This is a genomic window from Yinghuangia sp. ASG 101, from assembly GCF_021165735.1.
Lineage (GTDB): Bacteria > Actinomycetota > Actinomycetes > Streptomycetales > Streptomycetaceae > Yinghuangia.
Genome location: NZ_CP088911.1, coordinates 3696618 through 3709927, shown reverse-complemented (window position 1 = coordinate 3709927; position 13310 = coordinate 3696618). Strand labels below are relative to the sequence as shown.

The following is a 13310-nucleotide window of genomic DNA, read 5'->3' as shown; positions in this document are numbered from 1 at the left end:
GAGAAGCGGCCGGGCGCCCCCGAGGGGCGGAGGCCGCGAGACACAGGAGCCGGACCGGGGCGTGGCACCCGGTCACCGTCAAGGGCGGCGAGCCGTCCGGAGCCCGGCGGACGGATGTGCGTACGGCCCCACCGGGGAACGACCGGTGGGGCCGTACGGTTTGCGGTGGGTGACGGTGCGTCAGCCCACCGGCCGGGGGTCAGTCGCTGAGGCGCGCGCCGGTGCGGGTCGAGAACAGGTGTGTTTCGTCGGGGCGGGCGACCACGTGGACGGTCTCGCCTTTGCCCGGGGCGGTGCGGCCGGGCACGCGGACCACGACGGGGGCGGGTTCGCTGCCGACCCGCGCGGTGCCGTAGATGTAGGCGTCGGCGCCCAGTTCCTCGACGACGTCGACGACGACGGGCAGGGTCGTCCCGTGGTCGGCGAGCGCGTCCGGGGCGCGGACGTCCAGGTGTTCGGGGCGGATGCCGAGGGTCACCTCGGTCGTGCCCTCGGCGGTCGCGCGTTCCCGGGCCTCGCGCGCCACGGGCAGCACGCCGTCGCCGAACCGCACGCCGTCGGCGGTGAGTTCGGTGGCCACCAGGTTCATCGCGGGGGAGCCGATGAAGCCCGCGACGAACACGTTGGCGGGGCGGTCGTACATCGTGCGCGGGGCGTCGACCTGCTGCAGGACGCCGTCGCGCAGCACCGCGACGCGGTCGCCCATCGTCATGGCCTCGACCTGGTCGTGGGTGACGTACACCGTGGTGATGCCGAGGCGGCGTTGCAGCGACGCGATCTGGGTGCGGGTCTGCACGCGCAGTTTGGCGTCCAGGTTGGAGAGCGGTTCGTCCATGAGGAAGACGCGCGGTTCGCGGACGATCGCGCGGCCCATCGCGACGCGCTGGCGCTGCCCGCCGGAGAGCGCCTTGGGCTTGCGGTCCAGGTAGGCGTCGAGGTCGAGCATCCTCGCGGTCTCCTCGACCTTGGCGCGGATGACGTCCTTGGCGGCGCCGGCGATCTTGAGGGCGAAGCCCATGTTCTGCGCGACCGTCATGTTCGGGTAGAGCCCGTAGTTCTGGAAGACCATCGCGATGTCGCGTTCCTTGGGTTCGAGGAACGTCACGTCGCGGTCGCCGATGGAGATCGAGCCGCCGGTGACCTCTTCGAGGCCGGCGACCATGCGGAGCGAGGTGGTTTTGCCGCAGCCGGACGGGCCGACGAGGACGAGGAATTCGCCGTCCGCGACCTCCAGGTCCAGTGCGTCGACACTGGGGCGCTCGGCGTCCTTGTAGGTGCAACTCGCGTGGTGGAACGTGACCGAAGCCATGGTCGGTACTCCCCTTCACCGGCAGGAACGTGCCGGACGATCCGAGTGGAGGGTGCGAAGTCCGCGGTGGGGACCCGGGGGCACCGTAGCGGCACGCCCCGGTGCCTGCCCAGAGCCGGACGGCCGCTGAAAGGTTTTGCAACTGGTGCAAGCCCGTGCCGAATCCTTCAGAAAGCGTCAACTACCCTTGTCGGCCATGAAGACGAGGTTGGCGGACATCGCCGCCCAGGCGGGAGTCAGCGAGGCGACCGTCAGTCGTGTGCTCAACAGCCGCCCCGGGGTCGCCGAGGACACGCGGCGGGCGGTGCTCACCGCGCTCGACGTGCTCGGGTACGAGCGCCCGGCCCGCCTGCGGCGCCGCAGCGCCGGGCTGGTCGGGCTCATGCTGCCGGAGTTGGACAATCCTATTTTCCCGGCGTTCGCGCAGGTCATCGAGCGGGCGCTGGCACACCACGGCTACACCCCCGTGCTGTGCACCGGAACGCCGGGCGGGGCCACCGAGGACGACTACACCGAGCTGCTGTTGGAGCGCGGCGTGTCCGGGATCATCTTCGTCTCGGGGCTGCACTCCGACGCGGGCGCCGACATGACGCGCTACATCCGCCTGGTCGAGCGGGGCCTTCCGGTGGTCTTCGTCAACGGCTTCGCCGAGGGCGTCGACGCGCCGTTCATCTCCAGCGACGAGTCGGTCGCGGTCGAGCTGGCCATAGGGCACCTCGCGTCGCTGCGGCACCGGGCGATCGGGTTGGCCGTCGGGCCCGAGCGGTACGTGCCGACCGCGCGCAAGATCGCCGGTTTCCGGCGCGGTCTCGCGGCGACGTTCGGCGTCGACGCGGACCGGTGGATCGAGCGGTCGCTGTTCTCGGTCGAGGGCGGTCAGGCCGCGGCGGGCGCCCTGCTCGACCGCGGGGTCACCGCGGTCGTGTGCGGGAGCGACCTGATGGCGCTCGGCGTCATCCGCGCGGTCCGCGAACGCGGGCTGACCGTTCCCGGCGACGTGTCCGTGGTGGGGTACGACGACTCGCCGCTCGTGGCCTTCACCGATCCGCCGCTGACCACCGTGCGCCAGGCGGTCGCCCCGATGGGGGCGGCCGCGGTACGGGCGCTGCTGGACGAGATCGGCGGCGGGCGGGCCCCGAGGTCGGAATTCCTCTATCGCCCGGAGCTGGTGGTGCGCGGCTCGACGGGCCCGGCGAAGGCGGACGCGGGGGCTCCGGCGGATGCCGCGACCCCGGTGCCGGGCGTCGTTCCGGCACCCGTCGCGGGGGCGTCTCGGTCGGAACCGATCACGTCGGGATGAGGGCGATCGCCGCCCGGCACCGCCGTGCCCGGGCGGCCGCGTCCCGGCGGCAAGGACACCCCCCGCGGCGGTAATAGGCTCGGTGCGGTCAGCGCGGCCGAGGAAGGCAAACGGGGGTTCGGCGTCATGCCACACGACCATGCACACGACCACGCACGCGAGCAGGCGCACGACCCGGCCCAGGGGCCGGGCGGCCACGGCGAAGCCCCGTGCGGTGCTCGGGAGTTCGGCGGCGACGCCGGAGCCCGCGCCGAGGGTGTCGGCGATCCCGCGCAGGAGGCGTACGGCGAACTCGCCATGGCGCGCCTCGCGTTGGACGACGGCGAGCTGCGGCACGCGGCCACGCACGTCGCCAACGCGCTGTTCCGCGTGCCGGAACTGCCCGAGGCCCACGCGATGCTGGAGGTGCTCGTGGACCGTGCGCCCGACGGCGGCACCGGATTGTTCGTCCCGGACGAACGCGGCGGCATGTTCGCCGGAGGTGCCGCCGCCCGCGCGCATCTGCGGGCCGCGGCGGGCGAGTTCGACGCGGCGGTCGGCGATCTGGGGCAGGTGGCCGCGAGCGAGCCGCACCGCCCGTGGGCGGCGTCGGCGCCCTGGCTCACACCGGACCTCGCGCCGCGCCTGGACCCCGACGCGTTCGCTCGGACGCTGATCCGGACGAGTCAGTTCCTCGACGACCCGGTGCCCGAGGAACACCGGGCGCATTTCTCGCCGTTCGCGGATGTCGCCCGGGCGATGGCCGAGGCGCACCCGGGCCACGGCGTCCTGCTGTGGACGGGCTCGTCGTTCCTGCGGCGCCTGGACGCGCTCCGGGAGGCCGCGGACTGGGCGTTCCGGGCGTGGACGCGGGACCGCTCGGTCGAGGCGGCCGTCATGCTGGGCACCGTGTGGCGGAGGACCGGCCGGGAGGCCGACACCGAGAAGTTGTGGGCGGGCGTGCTGCGCGACCACCCCGAAAACCTCGAACTGCATGTCGACCTCGGCGAACTCCTCGCCCGGCAGGGCAGGTTCGACGAGGGCCTGGGATGGATCGAGCGCGCGTTGGAGGCCGACCCGGCGCATCCGAAGGCGGCCCCGGCCGCACACGGCGTCCGGTGGGACCGCGACCGGGACACCGCGCACCTGGTCGCGCTGATCGACCACCTGCGGCGCCACCCGGACCACGGCTACGCCCACGAACTGGTCGCACGCGCCTGCTCGGGGCCGTGGCTGCGCCACGCGCCGTACCCCACCGAGGCGTTGACCAACGTCACGCGCCGGATGCTGGAGCAGGTCGAGCCGGGGGACGCGGACCTCGCGGTCACGCTCAGCGCCCTGGAGCCGCCCAGCGCCCTCCTCGCGGTGCGAAGCGCCTTTCCGCGCTTCGGACTCACCGTGCGGTCCGTGCCCGAGCCGGATCTGCGGGTGCCGTCGCGGCCCGGCGGGTACGCGGTGTGGGCGTACGACCCGGGGTCGACCGAGGCGCGCCCGGTGGCGGGCCCGCCCGCCCCGGCCGTCGCGGCGGCGGTCCGCGAGCTCGCGGATCCGTCGTGGGCCCACCCGGCGTTCGCCTACGACTGCGCGGTGCGCCTCGCCGGATGCGAACTGGCGGACCTTCTGGGGGTGTTGGTGCATCCGCCGGCACCGGACGACAGCGAGCTGGGCCGGGCCTTCGCCCGCCACGAACCGGCGCTGTGGGTCCGGACGGTGCAGATCTGGGCCTGCCTGGGCATCGCCCACCACCGTGCCGACGAACCGTGGGCCGGGTCGGAGCGCCGCCGGGTCCTCGTCGATCTCGCGTTCGGGACGGAGGACTGGGTCTCCGACGCCGCGCTGTTCGCGATGGTCGCCACCGCGTGGCTGGTGCCCGATGTCCGGGACGACGTCGCGGAGTTGGTCGGCGAACGCTTCGTGGAGGCGGTGCGCGCGCACCGCACCCGGGAGGTGACGCTGCTCGGATCACTCGCCGAACTCGCGCTGGCCACACCGGAGATGATCCCGGACGTACGGGAACTCGCCCGAACGGTCCTGCGGAACCTGGCCGACGAGTCCGCGTGACCGCCCGAAGGGTTCGCCGCCGACCGCGGCCGTGAGCCCCCGGCCGCCGTCCGTGCCGCGTGTCAGCGCACGACGGCGGCCGTCGAGATGGTCGAGAACTCCTCGATCTCCGCGCGCACTTCCAGCGCGGCGCGGGCGGAGCGGAACCGGGGCTCGGACAGCGCGTCGTACACCCGTCGGGCACTCGTGATGATGCCGAAGTTCCTTTGCTCGACCGGGAGATCGAGCACCGGGCGGACGGCCTCCGCAGCACCGTCCAGTTCCCCGTTGGCGACCCGGGCCCGCGCGAGGTTGGTGTGCGCGCCCGCCTCGTCGCTGAACGCCCATTCGTCCGGCCGCGCGTCGCGGTAGGCCCGGACGGCGGCGAACGCCTGCGATTCGGCGTCCCGGTGGTCGACGCCGAGGTGTACGGACGCCTCGGCCGTGTAGTACAGCTGGCGCGGCGCCGGGAAGGTCATGATCCCGCCGTACGCGTCCAAGTCGTCGGGCCGCAGCGCCGATCGGGCGTCCTCGGCCTGGGCCGCGGCGGCCCTCGCGGCGCCGGCGTTGCCGAGGACGGCGTGCGCGCGCGCCGCGAGGCAGGCGAGCCACACGGCCGTGGTGCCGTGCAGGCCCTGGACGGTCGTGGTGCCGAGCGCGGCGTAGCGGGCGGCCTCGTGCGGGCGCCCGGCCCAGTAGGTGATGAGCGACTGCAGGCCCCGCGCCCAGGCGCGCAGCGCGGGATGGTCCGCGTTCTCCGCGCAGATGTACGACGTGCGGGCCTGCGTCATCGCCGACCGGGGGTCGCCCAGGTCGTGGCTCGCCTTCGCGAGCATTCCGGACGCCATCCCCGCCATCACGTACAACTCGCGGGCCTGCGTGGGCCGGACGCGACCCTGTTCGAGGAAACGGAAGGACGTGTCCTGGAGTTCGACGAGGTCGCCGAGCAGGGAGGGGAGCGGAAGCTGCGGGTAGACGGCGGCGATCCGCCGTACCTCGTCGTTGAGTTGGTCGAGCGTCTCCGGTCCGACCGAGCTGCCCTCGATGGTGCTGCTGAAGCGGAACGCCCGGCGCGCCGCCATGGCGACCTGCCGTTCGCGCTCGCCCACGCCGAGATCGGCCCACGTGCCGTCGTCGACCGACGCCGTCCACGGCTCGTCGGCCGACGGCTCGGCGGGGGCGAGGAGTTCGTCGACCGGGATGCCGAACATCGTCTCCAGGACCCGGCATTGGTCGGGATACGGGCGCGTCTTCAACTCGCCGCCGTACCAGCGCTCGAACTGCCGCTTGGAGACGGTGAGTTTGCTGACGCGTCGGTCGCCTTCGCGTTCGGCGAGTGCCCCGGCGGCCCGTTCATAGTGGTGCCGGAAGGTCTCGTAGACCTGCCAGTGCCGCCGCGCCACCAGGACGCGGAGCAGCGTGGGTGCCGTCGTCGCTGTCATCGAAGTCGTGGAAGCCGTCGAACTCGTCGCTTTCATGGCGGTCATCGAAGGTGCCGAAGTAGTCGAAGTTGTCGAAGCGGTCGATGCGGTCGAAGCGGGCGATGTCATCGAACCCCCCGCGTGGGCGGTGCAGCTCGTCCTTTTCGACACTAGCCGCGAAAGCGCGCGGCGACAGTCCGCGATGCGCGGAAAAGTGTCGTGCGACAGTCCGGATGACGCCAACGGCGCGGTCATGACGGCAGGACGACGTGACGACGACGCTATCGAGGCGTGCCCCACGCGGCGGACGCTCGACCTCAGGCACCAATGGCGGTGCCCCAGGAGGTGGCAGCGTGACGGCGAGGAGCGGCCGGGACCCCGGTCGCCGCACACGGGGTGCCGAGCGGTCGTACGCGAGTGATCGGACGGGCGTGCCAATGACGCCGCGCCTGTCTCGCGACCGTCCGACTCCGCGCGCCGCTCCCCGAACCCGTCGCACCGGCCACCGCCGCGGCGCCCCGAGCGTCGGGCGGCGCACCGTCCGCCCGGCGCCCGGGTCCGGTTTCCCTCGACCGGATTCATCAGGGCAGGCGCGCCGGGCGGGCGGTCCCGAGGCCCGGGGCCGTCCGCCCGGACCACGGAACACGTCCGACACCCTCTCCGCGGTAGGGGACGGCGGAGTCGACTCACGTACCGGAACCGGAGGTTCTCGGCATGCACGGCACAACCCTCAGCCACGCGATGCTCGCCACCCCGATGTCGGCGCACGCGCGAGTGCGAGCGTTTGACGAAGGCGGCGGCAAGAGCCCGGTTCCGGGCCCCGCCTGCCGCGGACGGGCCGCACGATGAGCGCCGCGAAGACCGGACGCACCCGGCAGGCCCCGGCACGCAAACGCGACCGGGCGCCGGACGCGGTGCGGCCCGGTGAGAAGCCGCGGCGCGGCGGTTCCCCGAAGGCGTCCGAGGCCGCGAATCCGCCCGAGAACGCCGCGTCGCCGAAGAGCGGGCGCCGCGCGCGCATGCTCACGGCCCTCGGACTCGCCGCCGAGCGCATGAACGTGGTGCCGGCGGGGCCCGTGGTGTGGAGCGCCGGCGACCGCGCGGTCGGTCGGCCGACCGACCGCGCCGACGGGCGCCGCACCTGGCTGCGGCTCCAGGCCAGCCCGGTCGCGGAGGCGAACGGCGAGCAGTGGCAGGGCAACAAGACCGCCGAGTTCGCGTTCGGCGCGCTCGGCGGGCACCGCCCGCGACTGCTCGGCCTGCTGGACTGGGTGGACGCGGCGACGCGGGCGGGCGGCCAGGGCGCGAAACCGGACGACGGCACGGTCGACAAGGTCGCCTATCGCGCGGAACTCACGGAGTACGTACGCGACTTGGTCTGCTCGCCGACCCCGGTGGCGCACGGGCCGCACGACCTGCCGGACGCGTGGTGGGACGGCCTGCACGCGGCCCTGGACGCCGTCGGCGAGGCGCGCACCCAGCGCGTGACGACGCGTCAGGAGGTCGTGGACCGGCTCGTCCCCGAATACCTCGGTGTCCGCGCGCCGACGCTGCGCACGATGGTCCCCGTCCACGGCGACCTGCACTGGGCCAACGTCACGCGGGACACGCCGTGCCTGCTGGACTGGGAGCGCTGGGGCCGTGCGCCGCTCGGGTACGACGCGGCGATGCTGCACGCGCACAGCCTCCTGGTGCCCGGCCTCGCCTCCCGCGTCCGCGGCGAGTTCCCGGTGCTCGACTCGGCGGACGGCCGGATAGCCGAACTCGTGGTCACCGCCGAGCTGTTGCACGCCCTGCGCGACGGCGGGGACCCGGAGGCGGAGCACGCCCTCCGGGCGCAGGCCCGGCGCTTGACCGAGCCTCGGCGGCGGTCCGTGCGGGTACACCTGCCGGGGCCCGCCCGCCCGATGACGACGGTGTCCGACAGCCGCCTGTGACCGCCCGCCCGCGACCGGGCACCCCACCACGGGAGCCCGCGGCCGAAGGCCGCCGGTGACCGAACGCGAATGGCCCGACCGGTATCCGGTCGGGCCATTCCTTTCGCGCTTTCCCCTACTCTTCCGGGCAGTTTATTTCGATATGCGGCCATGCGGACGCGGTGACGGCACTGGTGGTCCGCTTGGCGGCCTCCGCGTCCCGCAGCCAATGGCCGGTACAGACAAAGGTTTTGGCGTCCGGAGTGTGGACGACACGGATCGAGAAGTCCCGTATGTCGCCACTCAGCGTTTGAGCGTAATTGCGGATCGCATTGCGGGCCTGGTCGGCGGTGGCATTGGCGATGAGCAGGTCGACACTGCCGCCGTCGAGGTATCTCTTTTCGTTGATCACCTGATACTGCGGGGCCGTTGCCGGCTCCACGGCCGTCGCATTCGCCGGCCCACCCCCCGTGGCTGGATCGGAGCCGGCGCTTTCGCTGCCACAAGCCGCGGTGAGCAGTACGGCGGCGATCGCCGCCGTCGTGCCGAGATGAATACGTCGCACAGGAGCTCCCAAAGGTCGCGTCTGGTCTCGGTTAGACCGGTGGAACGGCGAAAGGGTTGCACACGATGCGCCTTTTTTGGCTCCAACGAAACGGATTCCGCGCCTTGTCGGTGTTTTTCCCGGAGTCGGTTCCGCGGGGAAACGACCGGGAACGGCCTTGCCCCACCCGCGGGTGTTCACGTAGCGGCGTCAATTACCGCCCAGGAGGTGCGCGTTGGTCCGTTTCGCCAGCTCGGCGTATTGCGCCGCCTCGACGACCAGCACGCCGGCCGCACGCAGCAGTTCGGCTCCTTCGCAGTCCACGAACAACGAGGGTTCGCGCCACGCGAACACCACCGTGTTGATTCCGGCGCGCAGGATCCACTCCGTACAACTGACCGGCCGTGACGCCCGTTTCGAGCAGGGTTCGAGCGAGCAGTACAGCACGGCCGTCGGCAGGCGCGGGTCGTCCGGGTCGACCTTGCGCAGCGCCGCTTCCTCGGCGTGCTCGTGCGGGTGCTCCTCGCGGGAGAACCCCTCGGCGAGGACGGTCCCGTCCGCGGCGACGAGGGTGGCTCCGACCGAAAATGCCGTGCTCGAAGGCGGACACAGGTGCGCGAGGGCGATGGCTCGCCGCAGCCTCAGCTCCTGGTCGGCACTCAACAGTGATTCAGACACAGGCAGATCGTCCCAGCTCATACCCCGCGCGCTCTACCTCACGGGGGTAATGTGTGCGCCCCGCACGGGCTCGTTCGGGCGCGCGCGTGGGGGGCGGAGATCAGCCATCTGTTTGGCCGGTCGCCCCCCGAGGCGCTTACCAGGAAAAATCCGCTGATGGCGGGTGCCGCCCACCCGGGAGGCCGGCCCCGGGGCATTGTCGGCGCCCGCACGTATTCTGGCGGTATGACCCCGGAACAGCTCGCCGATCTCGCGCACCTGCGGCGGGCGCGGGACCTGATCGACCGCGAGTACGCCCGCCCGCTCGACGTCCCGACGCTGGCCCGCCGCGCGCTGATGTCCCCGGCGCATTTCTCCCGCCGGTTCCGGGCGGTGTACGGCGAGACGCCGTACACCTACCTGATGACCCGCCGTATCGAACGCGCGATGGCGCTGCTGCGCGCGGGCGTGCGTGTGACCGACGCGTGCATGGCGGTCGGCTGTACGTCGCTCGGTTCGTTCAGCTCCCGGTTCACCGAGGTCGTCGGCGAGACGCCGACCGCGTACCGGGCCCGCGAGCACCACGCCGTGGCGGCGATGCCGCCGTGCCTGGCGAAGGTGCGCACCCGGCCGAGCCGGTCCGGGCCGAGCAGGATTCGAGAAGCGGACCGGCGGGCCGCCTCCTAGCGTTGACGGCATGAACATCGCTCTCCACTACTGCCACATCACCGTCAACGACGTCGACGAGGCCCTGGGCTTCTACCGGGACGCGCTCGGCCTGGAGGTACGCAACGACGTCCCGTCCGGCGAGTTCCGCTGGGTCACCCTCGGCAGCGCGAGCCAGCCCGGCCTGGAGCTGGTCCTGTCCGAGCCGCACGCGGGCCGGTCGCAGGCCGACGGCGACGCCCTTCAGGAACTGCTGACCAAGGGCGTCCTGCCGATGTACGTCTTCCGCACCGACGACCTCGACGGCCTGTTCGAGAAGGTGCGGGCGTCCGGCGCCGAGGTGCTCCAGGAGCCCATCGACCAGCAGTGGGGCCCGCGCGACTGCGCCTTCCGCGACCCGTCCGGCAACACCGTCCGGATCTCCCAGGAGCGGAAGGGCTGACCCGCCGGCCCCGTCGGCGGCCCCGGACGGCCCGGGCCGCCGACGCGCGAGCGCTTTTGGTCGAACGCGTGTTCGCCCGAGGGTGTGCGGCAAACGTGCCGGGTAGGGCACGGCAGGCCGGGTAGCCGCGCACCGTCCGGAACCCCGGGAAGGGGCATCCACGCGACTGGAGGCGGCCATGAACCAGACACCCGACCGCGGCGACGCGTACGACGCCGGCCAGGCCCCGGACGTGAAGGACGCGCAACTGGACCAGTACCGCGTCCACGACGAGGACGCCGTACTGACCACGAACCAGGGCGTGCCGGTCGACGACGACGACAACACGCTGCGTGCGGGCGAACGCGGGCCGTCGCTGCTGGAGGACTTCCACTTCCGCGAGAAGATCACGCACTTCGACCACGAGCGCATCCCCGAGCGCGTGGTGCACGCGCGCGGCGCGGGAGCGTACGGCTACTTCGAGCCCTACGCGGCGATGGGCGACGTCACCGCGGCGCGCTTCCTGGCCGAACCCGTGCGCCGCACCCCGGTGTTCGTGCGCTTCTCGACGGTCGCCGGGTCCCGCGGCTCCGCCGACACGGTACGCGACGTCCGGGGCTTCGCCGTGAAGTTCTACACCGAGGACGGCAACTTCGACCTGGTCGGCAACAACATGCCGGTCTTCTTCATCCAGGACGGCGTCAAATTCCCGGACTTCGTGCACGCGGTCAAACCGGAGCCGGACAACGAGATCCCGCAGGCGGCCTCCGCGCACGACACGCTGTGGGACTTCGTGCGCAACCAGACGGAGACCACCCACATGATGATGTGGCTGATGTCCGACCGCGCCATCCCGCGCAGCTACCGCATGATGCAGGGATTCGGCGTGCACACCTTCCGGCTCGTCGCCGCCGACGGCACCGCGACGTTCGTCAAGTTCCACTGGCGGCCGAAACTCGGCGTGCACTCGCTGGTGTGGGACGAGGCGCAGAAGATCGCCGGGCAGGACCCCGACTTCAACCGCCGCGACCTGTGGGAGGCCATCGCGAACGGCGACTTCCCCGAGTGGGAGCTCGGCTTCCAGATGGTCCCGGCCGACCGCGAGCACGACTTCGACTTCGACCTGCTGGACGCCACCAAGATCATCCCCGAGGAACTGGTGCCGGTGACCCCGGTCGGGCGCATGGTGCTCAACCGCAACCCGGACAACTTCTTCGCCGAAACCGAGCAAGTCGCCTTCCACACCGGACACGTCGTCCCGGGCATCGACTTCACGAACGACCCGCTGCTCCAGGCCCGGTTGTTCTCGTACCTCGACACCCAGCTCATCCGCCTCGGCGGCCCCAACTTCGCGCAACTCCCCGTCAACCGGCCCCTGGCGCCGGTGCACAACAACCAGCGCGACGGCCACCACCAGACCGCGATCCCGCAGGGGCGCGGGAGTTACAGCCCCAACTCGCTCGCGGGCGGCTGCCCCTACATCGCCGGGGCCGGCGACGGCTACGAACACCTCCAGGAACACGTCCACGGCGCGGCGGTGAAGCGGCGCAGCCCCAGCTTCGCCGACCACTTCACGCAGGCCGCGCTGTTCTGGCGGAGCGTGTCCGACTGGGAGCGCGACCACATCGTCGAGGCGTTCCGCTTCGAACTCGGCAAATGCGCGACCGTGGAGATCCGCCGCGACGTCGTCGCCCAACTCGCCCGCGTCGACGGCGGGCTCGCCGCCCGCGTCGCGGAAGGCCTGGGCCTGGCACCCCCGTCCGCGTCCGGGGACACCCCCGAACCGGCCCCGTCGCCGGCACTCGCCATCGACCGGCTGCGCGGCGACGGCGGGATCGGCACACGGAAGATCGCCGTCCTGGCCGCCGACGGCGTCGACGGGACCGGGCTGACCGCCGTGGTCGAGGCACTGACCGGCCAGGGCGCGGTCTGCGAGGTCGTCGCGCCGCACCAGGGCCCGCTGGAGACCGACGGCGCCGCGGTGAACGCGCTGCGCTCGACCCTGACCATGGGATCGCCGCTGTACGACGCCGTCCTCGTCGCCGACGGCCCCCGTGCGGCGGACTCCCTGTCCGGCGACGGCGCCGCGGTCGAGTTCGTCACCGAGGCCTGGCGGCACGGCAAGGCCGTGGGGGCGCTGGGCGCGGGAGCCCGGCTGCTCGCGGCGGCGGGGGTCCCGGAGGACGGCGCGGGCGTCGTCACGGGCGCGGGCGACACCGACGCGTTCGGTGCCGCGTTCGCCGCGGCCGTCGCGGCCCACCGGCACTGGGACCGCTGATCCGCCGCGGGCCCGCGGCGGTCGGACGCGGTTCGGGCGGCCCGCGAATCTCCGCGGTCGCCGCCGCGGGTTGGTAGAGTCGCCGGGCTTCGGCCCGCGCCTTCTCGGGGAGCCACGTGAGTACTCAGAACCAGCCGCGCTGGGCATGGTGGGTCGTCGGGATCGTCATCCCGCTCATCGGGATCGTGGTGTCGATCAAACTGGCCGGCGACTCGGGTTCCGACGACAAGCCGGCCGCGTCGTCGAACGCCCCCGCCGACCCGGCGGGCGGCGGCACCGGCGGCACGACCGGCGGCTCCGGGAACGCCCCCGCGCCCCCGGCCCAGGGCGCCCCGTCGAAACTGCTGTACGGCCCGAGCGACGTGACCGTCGGCGAGAGCAGCAGCCACCTGGTCCTGGACGCCGAGGCGCCGCTCGCACAGTCGGGCGAGGACGGCGCTGACCTCAGCATGCTCTTCAACATCCCGCCCCCCGCGCTGATCACCGCGGACTACGCCAAGACCATGGCGATGCTCCCCGCCGAAGGCTCCGAGCCCACGGCGGCCGACTGCGCCGAGGCCGTGTCCAAGCGCGGCACCGGCAGCATCGAGGACCTCAAGTCGGGCATGCGTTTCTGCGTGCAGACCGACGAGGGCCGGATCGCGTTCGTGCAGGTGACCCGGGCCAGCCTGAAGGCGGTCACGTTCCGGGTCACCGCCTGGGGCTGACGGCGGCGCCTACCGCCGCTCCCGTCCGGGAACCGGCGGCGTGCCGGCCGCCGCGAAGCGGCCTCCGAACCT

At 72.7% G+C, this 13310-nt stretch carries 12 protein-coding genes; 7 read left to right on the top strand and 5 right to left on the bottom strand.

Annotated elements, in window-relative coordinates; all coding sequences use genetic code 11:
* Positions 1 to 199: 199 nt before the first annotated feature.
* Positions 200 to 1309, bottom strand: a complete 1110-nt coding sequence (locus LO772_RS15685) for an ABC transporter ATP-binding protein (protein ID WP_231779023.1) — start codon at positions 1307 to 1309, stop codon at positions 200 to 202.
* A 196-nt stretch (positions 1310 to 1505) separates the two neighbouring features.
* On the opposite strand from LO772_RS15685, the gene LO772_RS15680 reads away from it, so the two are divergent.
* On the top strand, positions 1506 to 2609 hold the full coding sequence (locus LO772_RS15680) for a LacI family DNA-binding transcriptional regulator (protein ID WP_231779022.1): 1104 nt from the start codon (positions 1506 to 1508) through the stop codon (positions 2607 to 2609).
* Positions 2610 to 2735: 126 nt separating this feature from the next.
* On the top strand, positions 2736 to 4649 hold the full coding sequence (locus LO772_RS15675; protein ID WP_231779021.1) for a tetratricopeptide repeat protein: 1914 nt from the start codon (positions 2736 to 2738) through the stop codon (positions 4647 to 4649).
* Positions 4650 to 4711: 62 nt separating this feature from the next.
* Here LO772_RS15675 and LO772_RS15670 read toward each other — a convergent pair whose 3' ends face one another.
* Positions 4712 to 6070, bottom strand: a complete 1359-nt coding sequence (locus LO772_RS15670; RefSeq protein WP_231779020.1) for a hypothetical protein — start codon at positions 6068 to 6070, stop codon at positions 4712 to 4714.
* Positions 5982 to 6374 (bottom strand): hypothetical protein, encoded by a 393-nt coding sequence (locus LO772_RS15665; protein ID WP_231779019.1) that lies wholly within the window; start codon positions 6372 to 6374, stop codon positions 5982 to 5984. Before LO772_RS15665 ends, LO772_RS15670 begins: the two co-directional genes overlap by 89 nt.
* 520 nt (positions 6375 to 6894) lie before the next feature.
* Between LO772_RS15665 and LO772_RS15660 the strand changes: the two genes are divergently transcribed.
* A complete protein-coding gene (locus tag LO772_RS15660; RefSeq protein ID WP_231779018.1) occupies positions 6895 to 7986 on the top strand; it encodes an aminoglycoside phosphotransferase family protein in 1092 nt (363 codons plus the stop codon).
* A gap of 115 nt (positions 7987 to 8101) precedes the next feature.
* Here the strand turns inward: LO772_RS15660 and LO772_RS15655 are convergent, their stop codons facing one another.
* Together LO772_RS15655 and LO772_RS15650 are read right to left on the bottom strand one after the other, a co-directional pair.
* A complete protein-coding gene (locus tag LO772_RS15655) occupies positions 8102 to 8530 on the bottom strand; it encodes a hypothetical protein (RefSeq protein ID WP_231779017.1) in 429 nt (142 codons plus the stop codon).
* Between the two features lie 189 nt (positions 8531 to 8719).
* On the bottom strand, positions 8720 to 9187 hold the full coding sequence (locus LO772_RS15650) for a dCMP deaminase (protein ID WP_443089422.1): 468 nt from the start codon (positions 9185 to 9187) through the stop codon (positions 8720 to 8722).
* A 225-nt stretch (positions 9188 to 9412) separates the two neighbouring features.
* Here LO772_RS15650 and LO772_RS15645 point away from each other — a divergent pair, with 225 nt between their 5' ends.
* The 4 genes from LO772_RS15645 to LO772_RS15630 all read left to right on the top strand — a co-directional run bounded on the left by LO772_RS15645 (position 9413) and on the right by LO772_RS15630 (position 13238).
* Positions 9413 to 9853, top strand: a complete 441-nt coding sequence (locus LO772_RS15645) for a helix-turn-helix transcriptional regulator (RefSeq protein WP_231779016.1) — start codon at positions 9413 to 9415, stop codon at positions 9851 to 9853.
* A 10-nt stretch (positions 9854 to 9863) separates the two neighbouring features.
* Complete coding sequence (locus LO772_RS15640; protein ID WP_231779015.1) at positions 9864 to 10274, top strand: VOC family protein; 411 nt, start codon at positions 9864 to 9866, stop codon at positions 10272 to 10274.
* A gap of 178 nt (positions 10275 to 10452) precedes the next feature.
* A complete protein-coding gene (locus LO772_RS15635) occupies positions 10453 to 12531 on the top strand; it encodes a catalase (RefSeq protein ID WP_231779014.1) in 2079 nt (692 codons plus the stop codon).
* Positions 12532 to 12647: 116 nt separating this feature from the next.
* Positions 12648 to 13238, top strand: a complete 591-nt coding sequence (locus LO772_RS15630) for a hypothetical protein (protein ID WP_231779013.1) — start codon at positions 12648 to 12650, stop codon at positions 13236 to 13238.
* The last annotated feature ends 72 nt before the right edge of the window (positions 13239 to 13310 follow it).

What these genes read in the sequence shown, in the direction of transcription:
- LO772_RS15685 (WP_231779023.1), bottom strand. Translation starts at nt 1,309, where the DNA reads ATGGCTTCGGTCACGTTCCACCACGCGAGTTGCACCTACAAGGACGCC.
- LO772_RS15680 (WP_231779022.1), top strand. Translation starts at nt 1,506, where the DNA reads ATGAAGACGAGGTTGGCGGACATCGCCGCCCAGGCGGGAGTCAGCGAG.
- LO772_RS15675 (WP_231779021.1), top strand. Translation starts at nt 2,736, where the DNA reads ATGCCACACGACCATGCACACGACCACGCACGCGAGCAGGCGCACGAC.
- LO772_RS15670 (WP_231779020.1), bottom strand. Translation starts at nt 6,070, where the DNA reads ATGACAGCGACGACGGCACCCACGCTGCTCCGCGTCCTGGTGGCGCGG.
- LO772_RS15660 (WP_231779018.1), top strand. Translation starts at nt 6,895, where the DNA reads ATGAGCGCCGCGAAGACCGGACGCACCCGGCAGGCCCCGGCACGCAAA.
- LO772_RS15645 (WP_231779016.1), top strand. Translation starts at nt 9,413, where the DNA reads ATGACCCCGGAACAGCTCGCCGATCTCGCGCACCTGCGGCGGGCGCGG.
- LO772_RS15640 (WP_231779015.1), top strand. Translation starts at nt 9,864, where the DNA reads ATGAACATCGCTCTCCACTACTGCCACATCACCGTCAACGACGTCGAC.
- LO772_RS15635 (WP_231779014.1), top strand. Translation starts at nt 10,453, where the DNA reads ATGAACCAGACACCCGACCGCGGCGACGCGTACGACGCCGGCCAGGCC.